This window comes from Thermogemmatispora aurantia, from assembly GCF_008974285.1.
In the GTDB taxonomy this organism is placed as follows: domain Bacteria; phylum Chloroflexota; class Ktedonobacteria; order Ktedonobacterales; family Ktedonobacteraceae; genus Thermogemmatispora; species Thermogemmatispora aurantia.
Window position 1 is genome coordinate 759,604 of the sequence record NZ_BKZV01000001.1, and the last position, 18,533, is coordinate 778,136.

General features: G+C 60.6%; 12 protein-coding genes. 10 read left to right on the plus strand and 2 right to left on the minus strand.

Features of this window, described 5'->3' with window-relative positions; all coding sequences use genetic code 11:
• The first annotated feature begins 657 nt into the window (after positions 1-657).
• Complete coding sequence (locus KTAU_RS02910) at positions 658-2,184, plus strand: APC family permease (RefSeq protein ID WP_170293013.1); 1,527 nt, start codon at positions 658-660, stop codon at positions 2,182-2,184.
• Positions 2,185-2,479: 295 nt separating this feature from the next.
• Entirely contained in the window at positions 2,480-4,048 is a 1,569-nt protein-coding gene (locus tag KTAU_RS02915) for a helix-turn-helix domain-containing protein (RefSeq protein ID WP_151726940.1), read from the plus strand.
• Positions 4,049-4,072: 24 nt separating this feature from the next.
• Here KTAU_RS02915 and KTAU_RS02920 read toward each other — a convergent pair whose 3' ends face one another.
• Together KTAU_RS02920 and KTAU_RS02925 are read right to left on the minus strand one after the other, a co-directional pair.
• Complete coding sequence (locus KTAU_RS02920; protein ID WP_151726941.1) at positions 4,073-5,014, minus strand: ABC transporter permease; 942 nt, start codon at positions 5,012-5,014, stop codon at positions 4,073-4,075.
• Positions 5,011-6,000 (minus strand): ABC transporter ATP-binding protein, encoded by a 990-nt coding sequence (locus KTAU_RS02925; protein WP_151726942.1) that lies wholly within the window; start codon positions 5,998-6,000, stop codon positions 5,011-5,013. The genes KTAU_RS02920 and KTAU_RS02925 overlap by 4 nt, the downstream gene beginning before the upstream one ends.
• Before the next feature lie 481 nt (positions 6,001-6,481).
• Between KTAU_RS02925 and ade the strand changes: the two genes are divergently transcribed.
• The 8 genes from ade (at position 6,482) to KTAU_RS02965 (ending at position 18,531) form a co-directional block, all read left to right on the plus strand.
• Entirely contained in the window at positions 6,482-8,218 is a 1,737-nt protein-coding gene (gene ade / locus KTAU_RS02930) for an adenine deaminase (RefSeq protein ID WP_151726943.1), read from the plus strand.
• 98 nt (positions 8,219-8,316) lie between these two features.
• Positions 8,317-9,276: an FAD binding domain-containing protein gene (locus KTAU_RS02935; protein ID WP_151726944.1), complete on the plus strand. Its 960-nt coding sequence runs from the start codon at positions 8,317-8,319 to the stop codon at positions 9,274-9,276.
• A 4-nt stretch (positions 9,277-9,280) separates the two neighbouring features.
• Positions 9,281-12,214 carry a molybdopterin-dependent oxidoreductase gene (locus tag KTAU_RS02940; RefSeq protein WP_151726945.1) on the plus strand — a complete coding sequence of 978 codons (2,934 nt, stop codon included), beginning with the start codon at positions 9,281-9,283 and terminating at the stop codon, positions 12,212-12,214.
• A gap of 98 nt (positions 12,215-12,312) precedes the next feature.
• Positions 12,313-13,341: an alpha-hydroxy acid oxidase gene (locus KTAU_RS02945; protein ID WP_151726946.1), complete on the plus strand. Its 1,029-nt coding sequence runs from the start codon at positions 12,313-12,315 to the stop codon at positions 13,339-13,341.
• 155 nt (positions 13,342-13,496) lie between these two features.
• Positions 13,497-14,738: a threonine synthase gene (gene thrC / locus KTAU_RS02950; protein WP_151726947.1), complete on the plus strand. Its 1,242-nt coding sequence runs from the start codon at positions 13,497-13,499 to the stop codon at positions 14,736-14,738.
• A gap of 62 nt (positions 14,739-14,800) precedes the next feature.
• Positions 14,801-15,730 carry an amino acid kinase family protein gene (locus KTAU_RS02955; RefSeq protein WP_151726948.1) on the plus strand — a complete coding sequence of 310 codons (930 nt, stop codon included), beginning with the start codon at positions 14,801-14,803 and terminating at the stop codon, positions 15,728-15,730.
• Positions 15,731-16,089: 359 nt separating this feature from the next.
• The gene (locus tag KTAU_RS02960) at positions 16,090-17,109 is read left to right on the plus strand and encodes a hypothetical protein (RefSeq protein ID WP_151726949.1); all 1,020 of its coding nucleotides are present in this window, start codon (positions 16,090-16,092) and stop codon (positions 17,107-17,109) included.
• A 75-nt stretch (positions 17,110-17,184) separates the two neighbouring features.
• Positions 17,185-18,531, plus strand: a complete 1,347-nt coding sequence (locus KTAU_RS02965) for an ATP-binding protein (RefSeq protein ID WP_151726950.1) — start codon at positions 17,185-17,187, stop codon at positions 18,529-18,531.
• Positions 18,532-18,533 lie beyond the last annotated feature (2 nt).

Genomic DNA, 18,533 nt, shown 5'->3' on the forward strand with positions numbered 1-18,533 from the left:
GGATACGTACGGGACGCCTCCCTGCCGGGCTTGCTCTCTCTTCGCCTGGCTTGTCCGGCGCGACTGCCGCCGGATTGCGCTCTCGCAGCCGGGAGGTCGCTGGCTCTTCTCCCTCTGGCTTGCGTGGGAACGCTCACGTCTCTTTCAGAGGGCGCTTTTCTCAGGTCTCCTGCTCCTGCTATTACGCTGGCCTCCTCCGAGCCGCACGGCAGGCAGGACGCCTGTCCTTCTTGAGCGACAATGACTCTTTGACTGACACTCGTTCCCTCGCTGCCCGCCCGCCGCCTCGGTTGCTTCGTCGGACTGGCTCCCTCCTCAGTCAGTCATTCCTCGATCGGCTAGTCAGCCAATCAGCCAGCCTCTTCCCTGACAACCTAAGTGGGGCGTCAGCTCGACGCTCTCAGCTGTTTGTTCCTTCTATAAGAACATATCTTTTCCCCCTCTGTCAAGGCACGGCAGAGAGGAGCAGCTCCCACTTATTTCTGCTACTTATACCTCCTCCGGTACAATATGAATAAAGGTGTTTCTTGTGTAAAATGCGAGCCTGGCCATGACGCGGGCCTCTCACTCGCCATGACCGCTCGCCTGTTCCTATCTCCTCATCTGTCAGCACACGGAGGCGCAGGGTGGAAGGAGAAGAGGAAGGAGGAAAGGGTTATGATAGAGCAGCAACCAAACGGCAGGGATGCCACTGTTCAAACCGGGATCGGCGGTCCTCCGGGCCGCGTTTCCCGGGCGATCTGCCCGCCAGCGCTCTCCCATTACTACACGAGACGGGCCTTGCCACGGCCTATCGGATCGCTTGATCTCTGTCTGCTATACTTCACAGCTTTGTTCACCCCTGGCCCGCTGCTGCAGCTGACCAGGGAAGGACCGTCTACCTTGCTGGCCGCCGTCTTGGGCGCGGTAACCCTCTTGCTCCCCATGACGCTGGCTACCTCGCAGTTGATGGCTCTGACTCCCTCCGAGGGAGCGCTCTATGCCTGGACTGCACGCTTACTCGGACCGTACTGGGGCACGGTTGTGGGCATCAGCGACTGGCTGCCCGGTCTGCTGGCCTCCGTTAGCGCGCTGGCCAGTTTGGTGACGACGCTGCAGAGCCTGAAAGCGGGCTGGCTAGCTGAACCGTGGCAGCGGGGACTGGTGATCATGATCGTGCTGGCGCTGTTGCTACTGCTGGGCCGGCAACGGCAGCGTACGGTGCAGCGTATCGTGAACACGTTCAGCGCACTGACACTGGCCATTGTGATCCTCAGCGGAATCTGTAGCCTGGTACTGCTGCAGCAGCGAGCGTGGCGGCTCCCACCCTTCTGGCGCCCAGACTGGACCATCGCCGGGTCCTCACGCTCACCTGACAGTCTGGTCGCTTTGCTCTATCTCGGCTACAGCGCCCCTTTGAGCATGGCTGGAGAGCTGCGCCCTGGCCTCGCTCCGGGCCGCCCCTTGCTTGGGAGCGCTTCTCTCATCTGCAGCAGCTATCTGCTGGTAGCGCTCTCCGCTCTGGTCACTCCCAACGGAGGACCGGCCCTTGCGCTTGAGATGGCCCTGGGACACACCGCCGGCAGTATGGCCCTGGTCGGTCTGCTGGCATTCTACCTCTGCGCCGCCCTCGTCCATACTTCCGCTGGCGCACGCCTGCTGTTTGTGGCCAGCCTCGACGGCCTTTTACCAACCGGATTGGCCCTGCTTAACCGGGAACGAATTCCGTGGCGCGCTTTCGTGACACAAACAGTACTCACCGGTGCTCTAGCCGCCGTTTTGTTAGTGGCACTGCCCCCGGTGCCATCAGAGGCGGCTTTTTCCTCAGTAGCTATGGCCCTGCTGCTGGCAACCATGACGCTGCTGCGCTTGTTCGTCGCTTTCTTCTGTTTCTATATGATGACGCTGCTCTCCTATCAGCAGCCATCCCTAGCCCTGGGAGGCAGAACTACAGCTTCCTGGCTGCTGCGCTCAGGTACAATGGTGGGCGCAACGGGCAGCACCCTGGCTATGCTGGATATTCTGGCCCACTCCTGGACCCCTATGCTCTCCAACTCTAACTGGACACTCCTAGTCGGTAGCTTGCTTATGCTGTGTATGAGTGCAGCGACTCTGGCAGCGCTGCCAGCAACGACCCGGGCTAGCCGTCTTGGTCCTCGCCTGCTCCAGTGGCTGCAAGGGGAAGGTGATCCAGATGCGGGATAAGGCTCACGCGCAGGAGAGAGGGCATCCGCCGCTCCTCCGCTAAGGCGCTGGCTCTCGGCGCGGGTTGCTCAAGGAGGCCCCTGGCCATTCGCCTGGCGTAGGCTCAGTGGAAGATCTCAAGGCAGTATACAGGTCGAATGCTGGCAGCTTGCAAAATTATGGCTGAAAAGTTACAATGATATGCTGAGATTGAAATATTCAAATTATCGGTCTACTTCTTGTGTATCAAGAAGAGACGCCTCTGGGGGCACAGAGATTTTCAGAAGTAGAAGCAGAAAGGACGGGCAGTACCAGCATGGCAGCTGAGTGGTGGCGGAGCTACGGAGCCTTCGATCCCGAAGACGAACAGGGTCACTATCCACATTCCGGACAGGTGGTAGCGCATTACCGCCGACAAAAGGGGTGGTCTCAAGCTGAACTGGCGCGTCGGCTGGGCGTTCACGCGCGCATGATCTACTATCTAGAGAAGCAGCAACAGGGACTTGATTCGCTCAAGCGGCGGCGCCAACTGGTTGAGCTGCTGGCCATTCCACCGGAGCTGCTGGGGCTTGATCCCCAGCGTCCGCGACTCATCGGCTCACCGCCCTGGTGGGTACAGGAGGGCTACCCGGCCTTTCCCGCTGGCGACGACGGCTATCCGCTGCCAGGAGCGGTCATCAAGTATTACCGTCTGCAGCAAGTCAGACGGCAACAGAGCGGCGAGCGCTCCTGGACCCAGGCTGACCTGGCGGAGGCTCTCGGCCTGTCAGAGCTGGCAATCCGCCGCATGGAGAACCGCAGCGACTATCTGGATTCCTCACGGCGCCGGCGCATGCTCTCCGTGATCCTGGGTATCCCTCCCCATTTGCTGGGGCTAGATGCGCGACGCCCTTCAGTCCCTAGTTTCCCCCTTCCTCCCTCACCTATCTCCCTCCTCCTCAGCGAGAATAGCGAGGAGCCTCTGCTGGTCACCTACCAGCGCCAGCAAGCAGAACTCTACGCCGAATTTCGGGCCAGCCGCCAGCCGGCGCTACTGACACGTGCCTGGCGCCGTCTCACCTATTTGAAGCGGCTGTTACCTCTTATTCAAAATGAGCTGTTAGGTAATATCTTACGTTTAGAATTTAACTATGCCCAGCTGGTAGCCGACGGACTGGCTGACCTCTATGGTGTAGCGAGTGCCCTGCCATTCGTCCAACACTGCCTGTCTATCGCCCGCAGTTGGGAGCAGGCCAGAGGCCAGAGCAGGACGCCGGGGGAGAGCATCTATCGCGATCTGCTGGCCAATGCTCTGATCGGGCAGGCGATTGCTCATTTCGAGCTGGGGGAAGCGGAGGCGGCTCGCCACCACGCAGAAGAGGCCCTCGAACGCTTAGCCGAGACTTGTCCTTCCGTTCAACGCTTTGTACTGGAGGAAGCCGCACACATTCTGGCCCACCTGGCCAGAGATGAACCAGAGCGCAAGCAAGCGCTGGTACTGCTCGACCAGGCGGGCCAACTGCTAAGCCCAGCTAGCGAGGATGACGATCCCTACCTTCTGGCTGCCGATGTCGGCTACTATCATCTCAACCGTGCCAGAACGCTGCTGGCTCTGGATCAGGCGCGTCAGGCCCTTGGCGAGCTAGACCAGGCCAGTCAGCATACACAGTCGCTATTCACGACGCGCCGACTCTTCATTGTGATCTATCGGGCCCTGGCCCACCTGATGCTGAAGGACTATGAAGTTGCGACCTCGCTGGCAATCCAGGCCGCCGGCGAAGCACGAGCGCTTAACGCCCGGCGAGCCTTGGCTCACCTCAGTCTTCTCTACCAGCGTCTCAAGGCAAGCCCCTATGGCGGTACGCCTGGCGTAGCGCGTCTCGGATGGCTGCTTGATGAACGCTGACGGCAGGACAGGAGACCAGGCCACCTATTCCTTGACATCGCGGTTCCGCGTCAGCACCAGTGAGATGGTGAGAAACGCCAGGGCATAGACGAGGAGGAGCAGCCAGATGTGGCGCGCGTCGACCAGGTGCATGTTCAAAGGCTGTACTCCCGTTGAGGGAAGATGTCCATTGGTGACGACGAAGCCCATGACGTTAAGGTTGGGACCAAGCAGGTAAGCGGAAACATCCTGCCAGAAGTGGTTGTTGGTGAGCCTGAAGCCCAGGTAGAGCAGATAGACCAGAAAGTTATCCGCTGGGAAGTAGCCCAGGGCAGCGCTCAGGCCGAAGGTTTGCGAGCGCCCGACCACCGCCAGCGCCACAGCCATCAGCATCGAGATCCCCATACTACTGGCGACAGCCAGCGTGTAGAGACCAGCATCGTGCCAGAAAGTGGCATTGGCCGCTGAGAGAGCGTTGAGGTTGCCCGCCTGGAGAAGCATGAGAAGGCAAGAGCAGATGGCTACCTCCAGGATTCCCAGCGCAAGCGTGAGAACACCAACCAGTAATAGGGCCAGAAGCTTCGCCCCAAGGAGCTGGAGGCGCCCAACTCCACGTGCCAGGAGAATGCGAATGGTGCCAAGCTGATATTCCAGACCAATGCAGCGAGCCGCCACAACGATGAGGAAGACGCCGGCAAAGACACGCAATATATCCAGGCCGCGCAGCTGCATCTCAAGATAGCGCAGCGGATCACGCTGAAGCTCATCTTTGAGAGAACTAGAACCGAGCGTCAACTCAATGAAGTAGATGCCAGCGACCAAACAAAGCACCAGCACCAGTAGAATCCAGGTGGTCCATTGGCGCGAGAGCCTGAGCACTTCGGCGCGCACCAGTCCCCAGAAGCGCGGCTGCAGCATCCTTACAGTGACCTCGCTTCGCTCCCGAGCGCTGCGCTCATCAGCAGAGAGCATGGTTTCTTTCATCATCGTGAAACCTTTCCTTCCATAGCAACATCGTCACCAGTTAGTTGCAGGAAGACCTGCTCCAGATCCAGAGTGGCAGGAGCCAGTGAGTCGGGGATCAGGCCAGCTTCGACCAGGTAGCGATTCAGCTCGCGCCCGCGTCCGTCGGGGGCAGGCGTAACCAGCTCACCCCTCTCAGTGAGACGGGCCGTCGCTCCCCACGGTTGGGCACGCACAAGCCGCAGCGCCTCCTGGGGGTGCTCCACGCGTACGACAAACTCGCCACGACCACGAGTCAGCTCTTCCACACTGGCCTCCGTTACCAGCCGTCCCAGTCTGATGATCGCCACACGCGTACAGATTTGCTGGACTTCACTGAGCAGATGGCTGGAGATGAAGATCGTTTTGCCCTGAGCAGCGAGCTGATGCAGAAGATCGCGCATCTCAACAATACCGGCGGGATCGAGGCCATTGGCCGGCTCATCGAGGATCAGCAGTTCAGGATCATGTAAGAGGGCCAGTGCCAGGCCCAGGCGCTGCTTCATGCCAAGCGAGTAGGTCCTGACACGATCCTTCCGGCGACTGCTCAGGCCAACCAGCTCCAGGATCTCATCAATGCGGCGCTCAGAGACGCCTCCCAGAGAGCTGGCTACTACCCGCAGGTTATCCTGGGCGGACAGGTAGAGATAGAGCGCCGGCGTCTCAATCAAGGCGCCAACACGCGGCAGGACCAGCTTCGGCTGCCGCCTCAGGTCCTGCCCCAGGATCTCAATGCTGCCAGCCGTGGGCGTAATCAAGCCCAGAAGCATACGGATAGTAGTCGTCTTACCAGCCCCATTCGGTCCCAGAAAGCCAAAAATTTCGCCACGTCTGACTTCCAGATTAAGATCAGCCACCGCCAGGCGCTGGCCATAGCGCTTGGTGAGGCCACGCGTACGTAACGCCAGGCCATCAGCAGGCGCCGTGTAGTCGGTCCGGGGCGCCACGGCAGTCTGTACATTCCACGACATGTTGCCCTATTCCTTGCTTCTAATGAGTAGTAAGTTATCCATAATCAGTGAAGGGCAGGGGCACTGGACAAGGGAGAAGCAAGGATAATCAGTTACTCCTCCCGTGCGCCCTTTTCGCCACTCAGGAACAAATTCAGCTGAGCCTGGCTCCGCGTTACAGGCGGTATTCCAACTGGCTTCCACCAGTGGCCCAGATGACAGCGCTCTCAGAAAGGAGGCCCATCCGAAGGGGGCCTCTCCCCCTCTGAAAGGGGCCTCTCCCCCTCGACGAGAGGCCATATTTCTGCTACCATGTGCGGCAATAGCAGGCGTGACAGCAGGGATGCCCAGCCGGTGGCGGATGGATCAGCGATCAATCAAGCAGATAAGCAGCAAAGACGACATGGAGCACGCCCGCTCTCCAGAGGTGTCAACTGATCCCCAACAGCTGAGGCACGTAAACAGCCTCAAGCAGCCTATTTTCCGGCCAGGAGGTTCTTGAATGTACACGGTGGAAGGACTCCGGCAGCGCATTCGTGTGGCCCGAGGAGAGGAGCCTGCCGATCTGGTCCTGCGCAACGCCAGACTCGTCAATGTCTGCAGCGGCGAATGCTATCCCGCCGACATCGCTATCGCCGGCGGGCGGATTGCCGGCATCAGTGAACCGAGAGGTACCTACGGCGGCCAGCAAGAGCGCGACCTCGAGGGGCGCTGGCTCGCCCCGGGACTCATGGATGGGCACATGCACATTGAGAGCACGATGCTGGTCCTTTCAGAATTTGCCCGCTTAGTTGTCCCTCGCGGCGTCACGGCAGTGATGCTTGATCCGCATGAGTTCGCGAATGTCTCCGGTATCGCCGGCATCCGTTTTGTGCTAGAGACAGCACGTGGTCTGCCACTGGATGCCTTCGTGCTGCTCTCTTCTTGCGTTCCCGCCTCGCAGTACGAGACGCCCTATCGCCCCTTACTGGCCAGCGACTTGCTGCCCCTGCTCAGTGAGGAGCGGGTACTTGGGCTGGCCGAGATGATGAACATGCCAGGTGTTCTCAACGGCGACGAGGAGGTACTGGCCAAAATTGCTGCCACCTTGAATCACGGCCTGGTCGTCGATGGCCATGCCCCAGGGCTGCAAGGGAGGGATCTCTGCGCCTACGCCGCTGCTGGTATCTCGTCTGATCACGAATGCACCACCGTCGCCGAAGCGCGCGAGCGTCTGCGCCTGGGCATGTGGCTCATGATCCGCGAAGGCTCGGCGGCCCGCAATCTGGAGGCCCTGCTTCCGCTCATACAGGAATTGCATCCACCGCGCGCCTTCTTTGTCACCGATGACCGCGATCCGCTGGATCTGTTGGAGCGCGGACACATCGATTCGATGGTGCGACGGGCGATCGAGCTGGGTCTGGACCCGGTGGAGGCCATTCGCCTGGCGAGTTACAACACGGCCCAATATTTCCGTCTCAGCGACCGCGGGGCCATTGTTCCAGGGGCCCTGGCCGACCTGGTGGTGCTTGACGATCTGAGAACGTTCCAGGTGGAATCGGTCTATAAAAGCGGCCAGCTGGTTGCCCAGGGAGGGCGTTTGTTGATTGAGCCAGAAGCCGGTCAGCTACAAGACCTCAGCAATACTATCCGAATTGCCGCCTTGCGCGAGGAGGATCTGCGCATTGCGGGTCGGCCCGGGCCAGTGGCCGTGATTGGCATCGAGCCAGGGCAGATTGTCACCCGTCACCTGCAACTAGAGGCATCCTTGCGCGACGGCGAGATCGTGGCTGACCCCGAGCGCGATCTGCTGAAACTGGTGGTCATCGAGCGTCACCATGCCAGCGGGCGCATCGGCCTGGGACTCGTGCAAGGTCTGGGGCTGAAGCGTGGCGCCCTTGCCTCTAGCGTCGCCCACGACGCCCACAACCTGGTCATTGCCGGCGTCAGCGATCACGACATCCTCAAGGCCGCCCAGGCCCTGGCAGCGATGGGAGGGGGCTTCGCTCTCGTCGTCGACGGCGAGCTGAGGGCCAGCGTTCCCCTGCCTCTGGCTGGTCTGGTCTCCGCCGCACCGATCTCCGAGCTAGTCGCCCGCCTGCGGGCCTTGGACGAGGCCGCCGCCGCCCTCGGCTGCACCCTGGAGCATCCCTGCATGACCCTCAGCTTCCTTTCGCTCTCAGTTATTCCAGCCTTGAAGCTCACCGATCAAGGACTGATCGACGTTGAGCGCTTTGCACAGGTGCCACTGCAAAGTTAGCCAACCCGTCAATCAGATCAGCACGCAGGCAAGTCGAGCCAGTGGCTTCTGGCTTGCCCAGCCGGGCCTTGAGGCAAGGAAAGTCCGAGGATTCTAGCATGCTGCCAAATCTACTTGAATATCACTGGGTCGAGGACGTTGATGATGCCCTCATTCTGCTCTCGCGTCCCGACATCAAAACGGTTCCCCTGGCCGGGGGCACCCACCTGCTGGGCCAGAATGACGAAAGCATCCAGGCCGTAGTTGATCTGCGTGACCTGGGCCTGGCCTATATTTCAGAAGACCAGCGCGGGATTCGCATCGGAAGCATGACCACCTTGCAGAGCATGGCGGAGGCGCCACTGCTCAAGAGTTTTCTTGGTGGTCTGCTGGCTCAGGCAGCTCAGTACTCCGCTCCTTCACCTCTCATTCGCAACGCCGCCACACTGGGGGGCACGCTAGCACTCGGAGCCAGCTCCCAGGCTGATCTGCTCACAGCCCTGGCTGTCGTCGACGCCGAGGTTGTCCTGCGCTCCGGCCAGAAAACCCAGGTCGATTTGCGCGGCGGCACGCCAGAGCGTCCGGGTCTCGCGCTTTCAGGCGTCACCTACAAAGGGAAACTGGAACGGCGCGTCCCCTACCACCGGCTCTCACTGGAACGTCGCCCCCAGGAACTGATTATCGAAGTGCAGATCGCTCCCCCAGGCCGCGGCTGGGGCACAGCCCTGGAACGGGTCGGGCGGAGCGCCGTTGATACAGCCTTGCTCACTGCTGCCGCCCTGGTGGAGGTCGAAAATGGTCGCTATCGCAATGTGCGTCTGGCCCTCGGCGGGGTCAATATGGAGCCACAGCGCCTGCCCACCCTTGAGCGGCGCCTGGAAGGTCAACCTGTCCAGGACCTGCGCCTGCTGGCCACAGCTGTCCAGGCTGGCCTGGCCGACTTCCGTCCACCCGCCGACTTCCGGGCCAGCCCGGGCTATCGGCGTGTTTGCGGAGCTAACCTGGCCTATCGCGCCCTTGAAGAAGCCGCGAACATAGCCCGCTGGCGCGATATTACGTCCTCGGAAGGGAGAGCGTAATCTTATGGAACTAGAACTACGCATCAATGGAGTGATCAAGAGCCTCGACGTCGCTCCCAACGAGTTGCTGTTGAACGTCCTGCGGCGCGAAGGCTACTACAGTGTCAAGCACGGCTGCGATCATGGGCACTGCGGCGCCTGTACAGTGCTCATCGATGGTCTGCCCCGCCCCAGCTGCGTCATGCTCGCCATGCAGGCAGCCGGAGCCACGGTGACCACGGTTGAGGGGCTAGGCTCGCTGCACCGCCTCCATCCCCTACAGGAGACCTTCATCGACGCCGGCGCAGTCCACTGCGGCTTCTGTACCCCAGGTATGCTGCTTTCAGCCTACGCTCTCCTGCAACGTAACCCCAACCCTAGCGAGGAAGAGATCCGCGAAGCGCTGGCGGGGAATCTCTGCCGTTGCACCGGCTATAACCGTCTTGTCCAGGCCGTTCAGCGCGCCGCCGCCCTGCTACGTGGCGAGGATATCGAGCCGATTAGCATCCCCGATAGCGGTGGTCGTACGCGCTCCTGGGATCTTGGACGCGCCTCACTGGAGCCATACGAGCAGACGGGCACAGGAGTGCAGCGCGTGCAGGTTATGATGGGGCAACCAGAGCGCCAGATCGATGCCATCAAGCTCGTCACAGGCAAGCCGGCCTTTGCTGACGACTGCGACTTGCCCGGCCTTCTGCATGCTCGCCTGCTCACAAGCCCCCACGCCCATGCCATCATTCGGGAGATCGATACCACGGAGGCGCGAGCTTTGCCGGGGGTGCACGCTGTCTTGACCTACAAAGACATTCCCCGCATTCCCTCTACCAGTGCCGGTCAACCCTGGCCTGAGCCTGGGCCGCACGACCAGTACAGTCTGGACCATACCGTCCGCTACGTGGGGGACCGCGTGGCAGTCGTCGCCGCCGAGACAGCAGACATCGCTGAGCAGGCACTGAAGCTGATCAAGGTCGATTACGAGCCACTGCCCGCCGTTTTTGATCCCCGCCAGGCACTAGAGCCGGGGGCCCCACGGCTGCACCCCGAACCGGAGTCGTATGGCATCTACGACGCCAATCGCAATATTGCCTCTCACGTGCACTTCGAGCAGGGCGACGTTGAGCGGGCCTTTGCCAGTGCCGAGCTAATCGTGGAAGGCGAATACGTCCTTCCCCAGAGCCAGCATGCCGCCCTGGAAAACCACGTCGCTATTACCTACTGGGACGAGGATGACCGGCTCGTCGTGCGCACCAGCAGCGAGGTACCCTATCACGTGCGGCGCATTGTGGCTGCACTGACCGGGCTGGCGCCGCGACGGATACGGGTTATCGCCCCACGTGTGGGTGGAGGCTTTGGGGGCAAACACGATCTCATCGTCGAAGACCTCTGCGCTCTGCTCACCCTGGCCACCGATCGCCCCGTGCGCCTTGAATACAGCCGGGTGGACGAGTTTCGCAGCAGCCGCGTGGTGCCGAGCCAGATCATCCGTCTGAAGACTGGCCTTCGGCGTGACGGTACCATCATCGCTAACCAGATGCTGGTCCTGGTCAACGCTGGCGCCTACGGGGGCCAGGCTGCTTCCGTCTCTGCAGGCAGTGGGCTGAACAGTCTGCCTCTCTATCCTTGCCCGAATCTACGCTACAGCGCCCAGGCGGTCTATACCAACCTGCCACCGGCTGGCGCATTCCGCAGCAATGGCGCCTTGGCGGGCCTCTTTGCCCTTGAAAGCCACATGGACGAGATCGCGCGTCGCCTGGGCATGGACCCGCTGGCTTTGCGACGCAAAAACTGGCTCAAGGAGGGGGAACCCCTCCCTTTCCTCTCCCAGGCCCAAGCCAGGTATGAGTCCCCTATCCCCCAGGCAGGTCTGGCTTCCCCCTACTCGGCAGAGGTACGACTCGCCCACTGTGGTCTGCCTCGCTGTCTGCAGGTTGTCGAAGAGCAGCTCAACTGGCGCGAGAAACGCCGACAGGGACAGAGTGGCCCCGCTCAGAGCGGGCGCATCCAACGCGGTGTTGGCATCGCTCTGGCCATGCACCTGCCCACCTCTGCCCAATCCTTGTTGAGCAGCGCCACACTCAAGCTCAACGAGGACGGCTCCTTCAATCTGCTCATCAGCCTCCCTGAGAACGGCAACGGCAGCCATACCATCCTGGCCCAGATCGCCGCCGAGGTTCTCGGAGTACGACCTGAAGATATTCTCATTCATCTTCCTGATACCGACAGCACACCCTTTGACACCAGCAGCGACCCCTCCTCCTCCCTCTACGCCTGTGTTCACGCTGTCAGGCAGGCAGCAGAGCAGGTTCGACAGCAGCTACTCAGCGTTGCCGCTCGGCTGCTCAAGGTGCCAGCAGAGAGTCTCTCCCTGGCCGACTATCAGATCAGCGCCCCAGGCGGTAAGAGTCTCAGCCTCTCTCAGGTAGCGCTGCAGGCTCTCTACGGCGAGCAACCGACGCCGATCAGTGCCACCTCCTCCTGGAACGCTGCCTGCAATGCTCCTACCTTTGCCGCCCAGGGGGTCGAGGTTGAAGTCGACACCGCGACAGGTGCGACGCGCGTGCTCAAGGTTGTCTCAGCGATTGACGGCGGTCACATTGTCAATCCTGTTCTTGCCGAGGGGCAGATTGAGGGTGGCATTGCTCAAGGTCTCAGTTACAGCCTGTGCGAGGAAATGGTGTATGATCAGCAGGGGAACTTGCTGACCACTGATCTGAATGACTACCGTATCTTCAGTGCTCGCGATATGCCCGAGACGAGCATTGTCCTTATGGAGGGCGATGGCTCCGACCCGTTCGACATCCGCGACATTGGCGAGATCGCCATCGCCGCAGTGGCCCCGGCCCTGGCCAACGCCGTTGCTGACGCGCTCGGCGTGCGCCTGCGCCAGCTTCCACTGACTCCCGAGCGCATCTTGCACGCCCTCTACGTAGTCAGACAGCAGGCAGCAAGGCCAGCCTGAGCAGTATCGACCACTGGCCAGCATCAGACTACCATAGGGGTAGGCGGTCCGACGAAGTGGCCCATGAGCAAGCGGAGCAGCAAAAGGGAGAAAGCCCAATGGATCTGATTAACGTCTTCGACTACGAGGCCCTGGCCCGTGAGCGTATCGACACCAGCTCCTGGGTTTACTACGCCTGTGGAGCCGACGACGAAGTGACGCTACGAGCCAACCGCAGCGCCTTTGAGCGCATCAAACTTAGACCACGGGTCCTGGTTGACGTCAGTCAGATTGACCTGACAACAACAGTGCTTGGTATGAGCCTGCCAATGCCCATTTTCATCGCGCCAACGGCTTTACAAGGTCTGGCTCATCCGGAAGGAGAGTGCGAGATGGCCCGCGGCGCCGCCCTGGCCGGCACTTTGCTGGTAGTGAGTACCTCCTCCAGCTGCAGTCTGGAGGAGGTAGCCGCAGCCGCCGGCGGACCACTCTGGTTTCAGCTCTATATCACGACGCGCCCGACCGCCCAGCGCCTGGTCGAGCGAGCAGAGGCCGCTGGCTATCAGGGCCTGGTGCTGACGGTTGACACGCCGCGCTGGGGGAACAAAGAGCGCGCCGCGCGCTATCCACTCAGCCGCAGCATTCGCAAGGCCAACTTCGAGAATGAGAGCGAGGGCGACCTGCCTGATCCCTCCTGTACCTGGGAGATCATTCCCTGGCTGCGCTCGCTCACTCGTCTGCCACTGATTCTGAAAGGTATTCTGACAGGCGAGGACGCCCAGCGGGCCTGTGAGCACGGCGTCGACGCCATCATCGTCTCTAATCACGGAGGGCGCCAGCTCGACAGCGTAGCCGCTACCATCGAAGTCCTACCGGAGATCGTCGATGCCGTGGCAGGGCGCTGCGAGGTCTACCTGGATGGAGGGGTCAGACGCGGCACCGATATCCTCAAGGCGCTGGCCCTGGGGGCACGGGCAGTTCTTGTTGGGCGCCCCCCTCTTTGGGGCCTGGCCGTTAACGGGGCCCAGGGGGTGGCCGACGTCCTGGCTATACTGCGTGACGAGCTGGAGCAAGCGATGGCCCTGGCAGGCTGCCCTCACCTGGCCAGCATCGATCGCTCCCTCGTCAGGCTCCCCCATGTGCCATAATAGCAAGCGGTGGGATCAGTGGAGCAACAGAACAAGCTCCTCTCTCCCGCTGACACCCAACAGGGCTGGCTGGCCGCCGCAGTTGCGTGCTCTCCAGCCATACAAACAACAACTCATCTCAACAACTTACTGCATATCAATAAAGGACAGGTTCTATGCTGTTAGCGAGCCATATTCTGAAGCTAGAATGTGTTCTCTGCGGCAGTAGCTATACGCCGGGCAGCGTTACCTATACCTGCCCGAACTGCGGTCCCCAGGGCACTCTTTTAGTTCAGTATGACTACGACCAGATTCGTTGGAATTACCATGCCGAGAGCCGTGATCCCTCAATCCGACGCTATCGTCCCTTCCTACCCATTCCTTACGGCAATCGCTTGCCGCCACTAATCGTCGGAGGAACGCCACTCTACCCGGCAGAGCGACTACGCAAGCACTTAAATATGCGCAACCTCTGGCTGAAGGATGAAACGCGCAATCCCAGCGGTTCATATACCGACCGCGGGGCATTTGTCGCGACCAGTCTGGCCCTGCCAGAGGAGCGTAAGCTGGTCTGTGCCTCGACAGGCGACAGCGCTCTGGCGCTGAGTCAGCAAGCGGCGGCGCTGGGACTGAGCTGTCAGCTCTTTCTCCCCTCGCGCAGCGCCCGCAAGCTCGCCGGGGTTCTGCAGCTTTACGGGGCCAGGATCTTTGCTGTCGACGGCAGCTACGACGATGCCTTTGACCTGAGCGTCGAGGCTACGGCAAAATTCGGCTGGTACAACGTCAATATCGGTTACAACCCCTACATTGTCGAGGGACTCAAGACCGTTGGTCTGGAAATCGCCGAGCAATTGGGGCATACCGTTCCCGACGCTATTCTGGTGCCCGTGGCCGATGGCGGCTTGATCAGCGGCATCTACCGCGGCTTCGAAGATCTGCGTCAGCTCGGCATCGTTCGCCAGATTCCGCGCCTCATCGCCGTGCAGACAGAAGGTGCGCCGGCTTTCGTACGCTCCCTTGGGAACGAGGCCCTACGCCAGCCAGAGATCGTTTCTCCGACAACTCAGGTGGAGAGCCTCGCCGTCGGTCATCCTCACAACGGAGCAATGGCCCTGCGACACGTGCGTCAGAGCGGCGGCTTTGGGATCACCGTCAGCGATGAGGCCCTGCTCAAGGCTCGCCAAGAGTTGGCCGCCCTGACCGGTATCTTCGTTGCACCAGCGGGAGCAGCCTCCTACGCGGCCCTGCTGCAGTTACTTGAGGAAGGCAAGATCAAGCGCCACGAGATGGTAGTCCTGTTAGCCACGGCTAGCGGTCAGCGCAGCGGCGAGACAATTGAGCAGCGCGAGGACGAGCTTGTTACGCTCGCCAGAGGCAGCGAAGGGCTGCAATCCCTAGAGCTGCAAGTCAGCGCCTGAGCGCACAGCGGCAGACGCTCGCTGGCCAGTGGAGAGAACTATCCGAGGAGGATACCCGTTCAATGAGCAAGCTGGCTGTCGTTGCCATAGGTGGTAACTCACTCATCGAAGACGAGGGAGACAGGGATGGACCTGGGCAGCTTGAGGCCATATGCGCGTCAGCGAAGTATGTTGTCGACCTGGTCGTCAACGGCTGGAACGTAGTCATTGCACACGACAACACCTCCCAGCTTGATCAGCCAGGCGAGCCTCTTCCTCACGGGACCCCGCTCTCTTCCCAGTGCTCCCCTGCGAGCTTCCTGGCAGGACTGCAGGGAAGACTGGGCTATCTGATTCAGCAGGCCCTGGATCATGAGCTGCAGCACCGGGGATTGAATCGCCGTAGTGCCTGCTTGCTCACGCGGCTCATCGTCAGTCCAGAGGACGATGAGCCAACACTCGCCCAGCCTGTCAGATGGCCTCCAGCCGAGACCCAGATAACGGAGGAGACAGAGGCATGCACGACCGGCCCAGCAAGCAATCAGGTAGAGATCAGGACCAGGCTGGAGCCACGGGAGCTGGTAGAACAGGAGGCTATCAAAACCTTGCTCCAGGCCGGCTTCATTGTGATTGCCGCAGCTGGCGGCAGTATCCCGATGGTACGCGATGGAGAGGGAGGCCTCCGCCCAGTGGAGGCCAGACTTCATAGCGATCTAGCCGCTAGCTTCCTGGCCACACAGCTGAACGCCGACCTTTTCCTGATCGCTACGACAGCCGAGAGGGTGGTCCTCTTTCACCAACAGACAGGAGGAGCTTATCCTTTGGATATGCTCACCCTGGCCGAGCTGCGCCAATATGAGGCCGATGGACATTTCTCCAACGCGCGCCAGCAGTCACAGATTCGCGCCGTCATCCGCTACCTGGAGCGGGGTGGCGGCGCAGCTTTGCTCACCTGTCCCCAGGCGATTGGGCGCGCTTTGGCCGGGCGCACTGGGACCTGGGTGCTGCCCTAGGCGGAGAGGAGAGGACAACTCTTGGTTATCCTCTCTGGAACGGTCGCTGGGGGCTGCTTGCTCCACCCGTATCTCCGCCTGCTCAACCAGAAACCGAGGCAGAGAAGCTAGCTTCCTGCCCAGCAGAGCTGGCTTCCTGCCCAGCTTCCGATCAGTTGGCCTTTGTTGACCTGGGTCAGCAAACCCTCAGCCTAACTGCCTAGCAGAAGCAAGGATAGCCGCTAGTGTAGAATAACAATAGGGGCTATTCTTCGCAGCAAGAGGAGCCTGCCAGTCCCCCCTTGATAGCCAGCAAAGCGCAGTCCTGCTATAATAGCACTATGCCAAGAGACGGCATGAAGTGAGGGGAAGAGCACCTTATGGCCAGTCGCATGCCTTCACGCCCGCGAGCAAGCGACACACTTCGCTCGCTGTTGCGTCTTATACCCTGGAAGCTGCTGCTCCTCTTGATCCTGTTTGGGGCGATTGTTACCCCTGTTTTCAGCTATAGCTTCCACTTGGGGGACCGCCTCATGCCGGCTATCAGCGGTTTTTTTTACGCGCTTGGGGTACCAGCGACGCCAGTGCCGACACCCTATCCAGCCTTTGCCCAGGCCTTGCCAGAGCCAGGCTCTGTGCTCTACACCGTACAGGAAGGGGACAACTGCGACGAGATCCTGACTGTTCAAATGCACATGGCGGACGCCAGCCAGATCTTCAGTGATGCCAAACCGGAGACTGTGCGGGCCTTGAGTTCGGCCATCGGTCAAGACTGCCACAAGCTCCAGCCAGGGATGGTCATCCGGCTCTCGCCACAGTATCCTCTGATGGCACTCGGCGGAATCATCCTGAAGGCGCGGCCCGTCACGCCGCCCCAGGTTCTGCCAACGCCGCTCATTCCCGTGCCGACTCCACCAGATCAGGGGATCGATTGCTCGCAGGGCTGCACCATGCAGGTACGTATCGCTCCAGGCGTCGTGGTCAACGTCGATGCCACGACCAACGTACCCGTGCAAAACGGTTCCTGGATCTGGGCCTTCGCTACCTATCCGCTGGCACATGTTACCGGGATGAGCAACTACCCCTATGCCAGCCCTCAGACCTCGCTCAACGGCGCTACTCTGCACGCCTGTCAGATTCAGATCAACGACACCTACGACGATCATTCCTCTTCCTGCGACGAATTCCAGCCCAATACCATCGATGACGATGGAGGGGCCTGGTTGCTCGGCGTGGTTGGACCAAGCAGCCTCGATCATTGGAAGCTCCCGTTGCATCTCCCCCAGGGGACCCGCGTCCTTCTCTGGCTCAGCCTGGACGCGCATGGCAACCTGACCTTCCACAAGGGGAATGAAGTCTATCGCTACGATGAGCAGCAGCAGATCTATGTACGGGTGTAAGCTGTCTGTCAGACAGCTTACACCCCTCTTTCTTGATCCTCCTCAAACCAAGTCTCAGAGAGGCAGAGCAAAGCGATGAGCAACCAGGAAGGCGAACAGACCATTGAGATCCTCAAAGAAGCGCTGGCAGTCAGCCCTGAGAACGTTCCGCTACGAAGGCACCTGGCCGAGCTACAGCTGCGACTGGGCCGGATCGAGGAAGCGATTGAGCAGTTCCAGGCGGTACTAGAGCGCAGCAACGATCACGCGAGCCGCGTTAACCTCGGGCGCGCCTACTATCAGCGCGGCGACTTCGAGCGCGCGGAGCAGCTTTTACAGACCGCCCTAGAGCAGCAGGCCACTCCCGAGCTTTATCTGCTCCTTTCCAAAAATGCCTTCGCGCGCCAGGAGTACGAACGTGCAGGCCATTACTACGACCAGGCCCTGAAGGCGGACGAGAGCCTGCGCGAGAGCAGCTATGAAGAGGAGCTGGCCCGACAAGGCATAGTGATCAGAGGAAAGCTCCGTCTGCTGCGCTTTGCCGAAGTAGAGGAGATGGAGGCCGACCAAGAGCTAATTGAGCAGCCTACCATCAGCTTCAAGGATGTCGGCGGTCTGGAGGAAATCAAAGAGCAGATTCGCATGCAGATCCTCTATCCACTCCAGCAACCCGCTCTCTTCCAACGTTTTGGAAAGCGCATTGGTGGCGGCATTCTGCTCTATGGACCTCCTGGATGCGGGAAAACCTTTCTTGCCAGAGCAGCAGCAGGGGAAAGCCAGTGTAGCTTCATTAACATTGCTATCCACGATATTCTAGATATGTATATCGGGAACAGCGAGAAGAACCTTCACGGGATCTTCGAGCTGGCACGGCGTAATCGCCCGGCAATCGTCTTCATCGACGAGCTGGATGCCCTCGGAGGGAGCCGGCAGCAAATGCGCTTCCACGGTCTCCGCATCTTAACTAATCAGCTGCTACTAGAGCTGGATAGCATCGCCGCTAATAACAGCGAGATCCTCGTGCTGGGAGCGACTAATAGCCCCTGGTTTGTCGACAGCTCCTTGCGCCGGCCTGGACGCTTCGACCGCATCCTCTTTGTACCGCCCCCGGACCTGGAGGCGCGCTGCGCCATTCTACGCATCTACCTGGAGGAGAAACCTACTGAGGCCATCGATTACCCACAGCTCGCCCGGCAGATGGAAAAATTCTCAGGCGCCGATATTCGCGCTGTCTGTGAACGGGCGACAGAGGCTGTGCTGAGTGAAGCGATCAAAACAGGGCAGCCGCGTCCCCTGCGCACCAGCGATCTGCTAGCAGCCCTCAAACAGATCCGTCCCTCCACGCTCGAATGGTTTGCCACTGCAAAAAATTATGCCACTTACAGCAATGAGGGAGGACTCTACGACGATGTGCTCCGTTTTCTGCAAAAGGTCAAATGGTAACC